Here is a 7,911-nt window from a genome sequence, read left to right as displayed (position 1 = left end):
AAATCTGTCCTGCCACAGGGACACTCGCCCCGAATCTGATTTATTCAACAAAGCCGCGTAAGGCCGCTAATTCTCATGGTTACGGCTATGACTATTACGACTACAGCTACAAGCAGGATGCGAAAAGCTAAGTAAACCCTGAGGAACCTTCTTTGAAGGTTCCTTTATTTTTTAGAATGTTGTTTTGGACGATTAAAAGGTGCCTGACAATGAAGGATATTTTATTTTCCATCGTCATTCCTGCATATAATGCATCCGAATCTATCGTGACCACCCTGGATTGTGTGGCAGCGCAGAGTTACCAGAATTTTGAAGTGATCATCATTGATGATAAATCCGCCGATGCCGAACAGCTGGCTGCGGTGGTGCAGTCAGAGCGTTACGCGCAGCTGAAGATCAACCTGGTGCTGTCGCAGGAGAAGCTCAACGGCTCCGGCGCGCGCAATAAAGGCATCGAACTGGCGACCGGCGACTATATCAGCTTCCTCGATGCCGATGACGAATGGCACAAGGACAAGCTGCAGGAGAGCCTGAAGCTCATCCAGCAGCTGGAAGGGCAGGGTAAGCAGAAGTTTATTATCTATAGCCAGGTTAACATTATTCAGGACGGTCACTTCCTGAAAGTGCTGCCGCTACAGCAGGTGTCGCGCACTGAAACCGTGGCCGAATATCTGTTTGGCTGCTATGGCTTTATCCAGACCAGCACCATTGTGCTGAAGCGCGAATATGCGCAGGAGATCCGCTTTGATCAGAAGTACATCCGCCATCAGGATTACGATTTCTGCATCCGCGCCGATCGTCTTGGCTATGAGTTCGTGATGATTGCGCAGCCGCTGGCGAACTATCATCTGGTGACCAAGTTTGGCTCCAAGCATAAGGGTGAGTCGGTGAAGTACTCTTACTTCTGGCTCGATAATATGAAGCCGTACCTGACGCGCCGTGATATCCACACCTATAAAGCGTACAAGCTGCCGTTACGTTATAAGATGGATGGCAAGTCATTTCAGGCCAGCCTCAGCTTTGCCCGCTACTTTTTCTTAACCAATAAAGATAACCGCACTTACTTCCTTAATCGTCTGAAAGATAAATTCAGGGCGCGTTTAGGGGGGAAGTAGCACTATAAGAATTATAAAGAACGGGCGGATTAGAACATGGCAATATATTGGATAATTAGCTACACCATTCTCGTTTTCTGTTTTTTTGAACTGGCATCGATTAACCAGGCCAATGAACCAAAAATGAAGCGCGTGCTGACCTACTTCTTCTTTATTGGTACGGTGGCGCTGATCATGTTTGCCGGTTTCAGGGGGCCAAATTCGGGCATCGATGACTGGCAGTATCTTGGCTTCTTCCACGATTTCTCGCGGCAGACCACTATCAGTGGCTACGCCACCGTGGCGGATATCTACCGCTATGAAAACCTGTTTATGCTGCTGGCATGGGTGCTGGGCTGGTTCACGCATGAAAGCTACTACTTCCTGCTGTTTGTCGCATTTATCGCCGTATCGACCAACGCCTGGATTTATAAGAAGTATTCGCCGTTGATCCTCTGTTCGCTGTGCCTGTACTCAGCGCACCTGTTTATCAACAAGGATATGAACCAGATCCGTTTCGGCCTGTCGAGTGCTTTCGCCGTGGCCTGTATCTGTTCGGCGGCCGGGCGCAAGTACTTCATGGCGTTTGTCTTCCTGGCATTCAGTACTCAGTCGCACTCCACTGGCTATGCGGTGCTGATGGTGCTGCCGTTCCTGTTCCTGAAAGAGCGTAAGTACTTCGGTCTGGCGATGGTGTTTGCTGCTATCCCATTAGGCCTGGTCGGCGGTAAAAAGCTGTTCCTTGACTCGCTGGGTATTGTGCCGGTGATCGGCGACCGCGCCATGGGCTATAGCGGTACGGTGTTTGATGCTGCCTCGCCGGTGTTTGGCCTGGCGAACCTGAAAAACATCGCCTTTATTGCCTTCTTCACCGTGGTCTACTTCCGCCAGCCGATTAAAGAAGAAGACCGCATCGCCTATATTCTGTTTATCGCCTATTCGGCGGGTGCGGCGGTGCGTATCGTCTTCTCAGACTTCTCAATCCTGGGTGGGCGCGTGGGTAACCTGTTCCTGCACTGCGAGCCGTTGCTGCTGGCCTTCCTGATGATGCGCATCCGTAACGTGCTGCTGAACTTTGGGCTGCTGTTTGCCATGACGTCTTATTACCTGGCTTACAACACCATCCTGTCGGTGCAGTCGATTAACGGTTACAGCATCGCGCCTATATTCAGATTGTTTTAATTAACGTCGCGGCCGGGCATACCCGGCCCTGAAAATTTAATAATTTATAAACCTCAGATTCAGGGTATCAGATGAATAATCAAATCGGCACGGTCGGGATTATTATCCCCATGTACAACGCGCGCGCGACCATTTTGCGGGCGGTGCAGTCGGTGATTGATCAGACCTATACTGACTGGCGGATCTACCTGATTAACGATAAATCCACCGATGATTCACTGGAGTTCGTGCGCCAGCACTGCACCGACGAGCGCATCACGATCCTCAGCAATGAGGTCAACCTCGGCGCGGCGGAAACCCGCAATGTCGGCCTGAAAGCGGCGCGCGAACCGTTTATTGCTTTCCTCGACAGTGATGATGAGTGGTTCAGTGACAAGCTGATGCTGCAAACGCGCGCGCTGGCCTCCGGCGACGATCTGGTGATCAGCGATTACAGCTACCGTTCGCGCACCAAATCCTATGACGTGCGCTACGGCAAACCCTATCTGATGCAGGATAGCTTCGTGAAAAAGCAGTTCCGTATCTGCTTCTCTTCCGTCTGCTATCGCCGCCCGGCGAAAACGGTGCTGTTTAAGAAAAAGGGCCACGAAGACTTCCTGTTCCTTTACGAGCTGTTTGAACAATATAAGCAGGCGCGGGTGATCGATAAAAATCTGGTGACCTATTACGAGATGGGTGACTCGCTGTCGCGCAATAAAAATAAAGCGGCCAAATGGCATCTCGACCTGTTGAAGTTCATTTTTAAAAACAACCCGCTGAAAGTCTATTACTACTATGTCTGGTACATGGTTAATGGCGTGTTGTTCACTTTGAAACACAGATAAATTTGGCAGTTCTTGAGGTGGTTTTAATCATGAAAAAAATCGTGCTGGTTATCAAAGATGCCTATTCCTATGCCGGAACGGAGAACATCTGTAACTTTATGTCGGAGTGTTTAGGCCCGCAGCATGAGGTTACCGTCTATTCGCTGGAAGGCTCGGGACAGCCGTTCTATCCCTTTGAGCATGTGCAGCAAATTGTCAGTTTTGCCGCTGAAAAGCAGCCGCTGAAAAGTGTGGTGAAACGCATTCATCAGGAGCAGTTTGACGCAGTGTTTTTGATCAGCATGGGGCGCCTCAGCGTGATGTTTGCCCTGTACAGCATGATGACGCTGAAAAAGAAAACGGCCAAAGTGTACGCCTGCGAGCACGTGGCGATTAACTCCTTCAGTAAACCGATCAAACTCCTCAAGTACCTGATGCTGCGCTATTACGACCGCGTAATTGTGCTGACGGATAAAGACCATCAGGTGTTCAACGGCTGGAATATCGCCAGCAAAACCATCCCCAATCCTGTGGTGTACAAAAATCATCACCGCACTCAGCGCCACTACCAGGCGCTGGCCGTCGGCCGCCTGGACCATCAGAAAGGTTTCGATCTGCTGCTGGATGTCTGGCAGGGCTTTGTGGCGACCAATCCTGACTGGAAGCTGGTGATTGCCGGTGACGGTGAGTTGAAAGAGCAGCTGATAGCCCAGGCGGCGCGCCTGAATATCAGCAACAGCGTCAATTTTGTCGGCCGCGTCAGCAATATCAACGACTACTATCGCGACAGCGATATGGCGCTAATGACCTCGCGCTATGAAGGCTTGCCGCTGGTGCTGCTGGAAGCGAAATCCTGGTCCCTGCCGGTGGTGGCGTATGACTGCCCGACCGGGCCGCAGGAGATCGTTAATCATCAGCAGGATGGATTTCTGGTGGCGATGAACGATAAAGCGCGCTTTATCGAAAGCATGAATCAGCTGGCCCATGACGATGAGCTGTTTTACGCCATGAGCGCCAGTACCCAAACGACCGCCCTCAAGTTTGACGGCAAGGTCATCAAAGAAGCCTGGCTGTCGCTGATTTAACGACGGCACGGGCTCGCGCCTGACCTCTGGAAGTCTGTTTCATACCTGCTGTGCTGCAGGACCAAAAATTGACCACGGGACAACATCATGAAAAGAAGAGAATTACTCACTGCGTTCTCATCGATTCTTGCAGGGTTCACTGTAAGCTCATTCACCGCTAATGCGGCCAAAAGTAACCCCACACTGGCCCTGAAAAGTGTCAATCCTGGCGATCTGCCGAAGGGTGATGTGCCTATTCTGACGCCGGAAAATGTCTATACCATGCCGGATCAGTTCTGGAAAAATTTCAGCGGCAAACTCTATATCGGTAAAGCCGGCAGCGACCCGACCCAAGCGGGCAATCTGATTAGCCTCTACCTGCGCGATGCCAAAGGCAACGTGTCTGAAGTGCAGCAGCCGGTGGCGCTGAATAAAGGCAGCTTCGAGCAGTTTATTGCCGATAATGCCGCGCTGATTGCTGACCCGTCGCACTCGATGGCGGTGGTGGATGACGGCGGACAAACGCTGTTTAACATCCCTGACGTGACGCGCGGCAGTAACAACTTCAGCCAGCGCCTGGCTCAGCCCGCCGGTTACCAGCTGATCGGTGAAATTGCCTCGGTAGATGACTTGCGTAAAACCCGCCCGCTGTTCAGCGGTGCCAAGATCAAGCTGAAGAGCTGGCATGAAGGGCTGGAGGTCGGCGGCGGCGAGTTTGTCGGTAACCTCAGCGCCGCCAAAGATGATGGCGGGGTGATTATCGCAGGCAACGGCGACTTCCACTGGCGCCGCGTGGTTGAGGACTTCAACCGCCTGACCCTGTTTGATTTCGGGGCGATTGACGACGGCAAAACCGACAGCGCACCGGCAATCAAGGCCATGTACCAATGGGCGCAGGATGCCAATCAGCAGATCTGCCTGCAGTTCCCGGCGGGGACGTTCTTCGTCAGCGCCTGCGATTTCTCTGCACAGCAAACGCGCTTCTTCCGCATCTCTGGTGCGATGGTCAACTTTGGCTACTTCCCGGCCACCACCATTGTTTCCGACGGCGATTCAGACTTTGTCTTTAAGGTGAATACCCGCTGGGTGGAAGTCAGCAACCTGCAGTTCAACGGCCGCACCGACGAGCGCCCGAACAGGCAAGGCTTCTTCGACAATAAATGCGCCGGCGGCCAGTATTTCCGCGGCGCCTGCCTGCGCTTCGTGCGCGTTGGCGGCACCTCGCTCAGCCTGATGGACACCCTCGACTGTAAAATTGACCAGTGGTACGCGCTGCGCTGCAGCGGCGACGTAATCAAATCTGTCTGGTCGAACGCGCCGCAGGGCAAGTGGGACCACAGTACCGCCATCGAGCTGTCTAACTTTAACGCGCAGTACTGCACCGAAGGGAAAGTCCTTAACCTGCAGCGCTGCGGTCAGTCGCTGATCCATAACGGCTGGATCGAGCACACCGAATTCCCCGGCGATATCTCCAACGGCCAGTGGATTATCGATGCCCTGAGCCTGGAAACCTGTAAGAACCCGCTGATCGCCCATAACTCGCGCCTGAATACGCGCCAGACGAATCTGCAGGCCGGCAGCTGGATCGATAACTCGCTGGCGGAAGGTGAGTGGCTGGGCGCCTGGGAGCGCGGTTCAACCCGCGTTGAATCCTACGGTATCGCGGTTGACGGCAGCATGAAGTACAACTATCTGACTTCGCGTTTCCGCATCGAAAACAACAGCAATCAGCAGAAATGGGTTGAGCTGGGCAACATCTATACCCCGGATGTCGGCGATGCGTGGGAGATTGAAATCTTCGGCCAGTCCTCATTCAGTAACGGCAGCAGCAGCGCGCCGCTTAATAAGGTGGTCGGCGATAAGACTACCGGCGGGCGGGCGATCGTCAGCCTGCAGCGCAAAACTCACAAATTTGAAGCCTCATGGCATGCGGAAGGTGCCAGTCCGGTGCTCGACGTGATGATCGTGACGCCGCACGACACCGATGTGCGGGTCTTCGTCAAAATTGACGGCTGGGTTGCTTCTGCCGGGGTGCTGATCAAAACCACGGCTAAAGACCGCTTCAAGACCGGACGCTGCGCGCGCTTCGACAGCAGCATGAAATTTGGCGCGGCGCCAACGGGCAAAGACGCCAGCCGTGCGGTGCAGCGCTTCAGCCTGCATAACGGTAAAGCGGGCATCGGCGCTAATGAAAATGGCGATTTACTGATGGCTTCCCGCCCGCTGAGCGCCGATCAGGTTAATACCGACCATCCCGAGGGGTTTGTCTCGATTGTTCTTAACGGCAAGCAGGTAGCTATTCCCTATTTCGCACTGAAATAGTGTCAGTTTTTCGTTAAGACCACGGTTTTTCAGAGTTATCAGGCTGTTTTTCTGATGCCTGGAAAGGCAGCCTGTTTTAAGCGGTTAAGACGTATTGATGGGTGTTTGGCAGTTTTTAAACAATAAGACTTATTAATTAACCACTTAAGGTCATTTAGGCCTGTAAGAATTATAAAATTTTTTCTGGAGTAGTTATGAAGATTTTGTTAGTTGGCAATCATACATGTGGAAATCGTGGTGATGGCGCTATTTTACGCGGGATTATTGATTCGTTAAACCTGGCAAGGAACGACCTCGATATTGACGTTATTAGCCGTTATCCAACCAGTTCTGGTTACCTGCTCCAGCAAGATATTCTGCCAGATGCGCTCTTTTTGCAGACTAAAAAGGGCAAAAACAAGCTGGTAGATAAAATTAAGCGCCGTCTGATGCCGAAAATCATGATGGCGCATATCGCCAAACGCGGCGTGTTTAAGCTGTTTCCTGTGCCGCAGTATCTGCAGGAGTTCAGCGACAACTTGAAGCAGTATGACGCGATTATTCAGGTCGGTGGCTCGTTCTTCGTTGACCTTTACGGCCCGCTGCAGTTTGAACACTCGCTCTGTGCGCTGCTGGCCGGCAAGCCGATTCATATGATTGGGCACAGCGTGGGTCCTTTCCAGAAGCCGCGCTTTAATGAAATCGCCAATTTTGTCTTTGACCGCGTAAACAGCCTGGTGCTGCGTGAAAGCGTCAGCCTGGAGATGATGAAGCAGGGCGGTATCACCACCGGGAAAGTGGTAAAAGGTGCTGATACCGCCTTTCTGGTGCGCGCACGTGAAGTGGCGGAGCCGGGCCATAACCTGCTGCACTGGCAGCAGGTTATCGGCCAGCAAAAGACCATTGCCATCACCGTGCGTGAACTGGCCCCGTTCGACAAGCGACTGGGCGTTACGCAGCAGCAGTATGAAGAAGCCTTTGGCAAAGTGATCAACGCCATGATCGCCCGCGGCTACCAGGTGGTGGCGTTCTCGACCTGTACCGGCATCGACAGCTATAACAAAGATGACCGTATGGTGGCGATGACCCTGAGCGACCATATCGAACAGAAAGATAAGTACCACGTCATCATGGATGAGTTTAACGACCTTGAGCTGGGTATCCTGCTGGGTCAGTGCCACCTGACGATTGGTACACGCCTGCACTCGGCGATTATCTCAATGAACTTTGGTACGCCAGCCGTGGCGATTAACTATGAGCACAAATCCCTTGGGGTGATGAACCAGCTGGGCCTGCCAGAGATGGCCAGCGACGTGAAGAGCCTGATGGACGGCAGCATTATCACGAAAGTGAATACCGTACTGGATAACTACGATGCGGTGAAACAGCAGGTAGACAGCGCTGTGGAACAGGAACGGATGCTGGGTAACCGGATCACTGACGACGTGGTTAAACTCTTAGGGTGAA

General features: G+C 52.6%; 6 protein-coding genes. All 6 read left to right on the top strand.

The genetic code is table 11. The annotated features are described in order from the left end of the window. Positions 1 to 209: 209 nt before the first annotated feature. The 6 genes from QLG07_RS18990 (at position 210) to wcaK (ending at position 7,910) form a co-directional block, all read left to right on the top strand. Positions 210 to 1,115 carry a glycosyltransferase family 2 protein gene (locus tag QLG07_RS18990; protein WP_133623292.1) on the top strand — a complete coding sequence of 302 codons (906 nt, stop codon included), beginning with the start codon at positions 210 to 212 and terminating at the stop codon, positions 1,113 to 1,115. A gap of 36 nt (positions 1,116 to 1,151) precedes the next feature. Beyond that, positions 1,152 to 2,276: an EpsG family protein gene (locus QLG07_RS18985; RefSeq protein WP_048915577.1), complete on the top strand. Its 1,125-nt coding sequence runs from the start codon at positions 1,152 to 1,154 to the stop codon at positions 2,274 to 2,276. Positions 2,277 to 2,347: 71 nt separating this feature from the next. After that, the gene (locus tag QLG07_RS18980; RefSeq protein WP_048915578.1) at positions 2,348 to 3,100 is read left to right on the top strand and encodes a glycosyltransferase family 2 protein; all 753 of its coding nucleotides are present in this window, start codon (positions 2,348 to 2,350) and stop codon (positions 3,098 to 3,100) included. A gap of 29 nt (positions 3,101 to 3,129) precedes the next feature. Continuing rightward, positions 3,130 to 4,164, top strand: coding sequence for a glycosyltransferase (locus QLG07_RS18975; RefSeq protein WP_282469913.1), 1,035 nt, complete (start codon positions 3,130 to 3,132; stop codon positions 4,162 to 4,164). Positions 4,165 to 4,251: 87 nt separating this feature from the next. Beyond that, the gene (locus QLG07_RS18970) at positions 4,252 to 6,465 is read left to right on the top strand and encodes a phage tailspike protein (RefSeq protein WP_282469912.1); all 2,214 of its coding nucleotides are present in this window, start codon (positions 4,252 to 4,254) and stop codon (positions 6,463 to 6,465) included. A 194-nt stretch (positions 6,466 to 6,659) separates the two neighbouring features. Beyond that, the gene (wcaK, locus tag QLG07_RS18965; RefSeq protein WP_048915581.1) at positions 6,660 to 7,910 is read left to right on the top strand and encodes a colanic acid biosynthesis pyruvyl transferase WcaK; all 1,251 of its coding nucleotides are present in this window, start codon (positions 6,660 to 6,662) and stop codon (positions 7,908 to 7,910) included. Position 7,911: the final 1 nt, after the last annotated feature.

The sequence above is a fragment of the Erwinia sp. V90_4 genome (assembly GCF_029967685.1).
Lineage (GTDB): Bacteria > Pseudomonadota > Gammaproteobacteria > Enterobacterales > Enterobacteriaceae > Erwinia > Erwinia aphidicola.
This window is presented reverse-complemented; position numbering and strand designations above follow the sequence as displayed.